The organism is Streptomyces durocortorensis (assembly GCF_016901035.1).
GTDB lineage: Bacteria > Actinomycetota > Actinomycetes > Streptomycetales > Streptomycetaceae > Streptomyces > Streptomyces durocortorensis.
The window spans coordinates 1-798 of record NZ_JAFEUF010000536.1 but is presented as its reverse complement, the minus strand read 5'-3'; the positions used below and the strand labels follow the sequence as shown (position 1 = coordinate 798).

General features: G+C 57.1%; 2 rRNA genes. Both read right to left on the bottom strand.

The features are described from left to right. Positions 1 to 433, bottom strand: a 23S ribosomal RNA gene (locus JS521_RS35955); the annotation flags it as partial. Between the two features lie 298 nt (positions 434 to 731). Then, positions 732 to 798, bottom strand: a 16S ribosomal RNA gene (locus tag JS521_RS35950); the annotation flags it as partial.

Here is a 798-nt window from a genome sequence, read left to right as displayed (position 1 = left end):
ATGTTTCAGCTACGGGGGTCTTACCCTCTACGCCGGACCTTTCGCATGTCCTTCGCCTACATCAACGGTTTCTGACTCGCCTCACAGCCGGCAGACTGTGAAAGAGAGATCCCACAACCCCGCATGCGCAACCCCTGCCGGGTATCACACGCATACGGTTTGGCCTCATCCAGTTTCGCTCGCCACTACTCCCGGAATCACGGTTGTTTTCTCTTCCTGAGGGTACTGAGATGTTTCACTTCCCCTCGTTCCCTCCACACTGCCTATGTGTTCAGCAGCGGGTGACAGCCCATGACGACTGCCGGGTTTCCCCATTCGGAAACCCCCGGATCAAAGCTTGGTTGACAGCTCCCCGGGGACTATCGTGGCCTCCCACGTCCTTCATCGGTTCCTGGTGCCAAGGCATCCACCGTGCGCCCTTAAAAACTTGGCCACAGATGCTCGCGTCCACTGTGCAGTTCTCAAACAACGACCAGCCACCCACCACCCCACCCTTACCGGATGAGTTCACTGGGGCCGGATCAGAAGGCAGCCACATTCGGCCGTACCTTCAGACACCCAACAGCGTGCCCGACACGATCAACCCGTTCTCATTTTCCACGCCGAAGCAGTACTCACGAAACCGTGCTCATCGTGCCGAATAGTCAACGTTCCACCCATGAGCTGACCACCGTCGAACATTTGCCGACGTAGTGGCTCTGGATTCCTTGCGGAATCTAGATGCTCCTTAGAAAGGAGGTGATCCAGCCGCACCTTCCGGTACGGCTACCTTGTTACGACTTCGTCCCAATCGCCAGT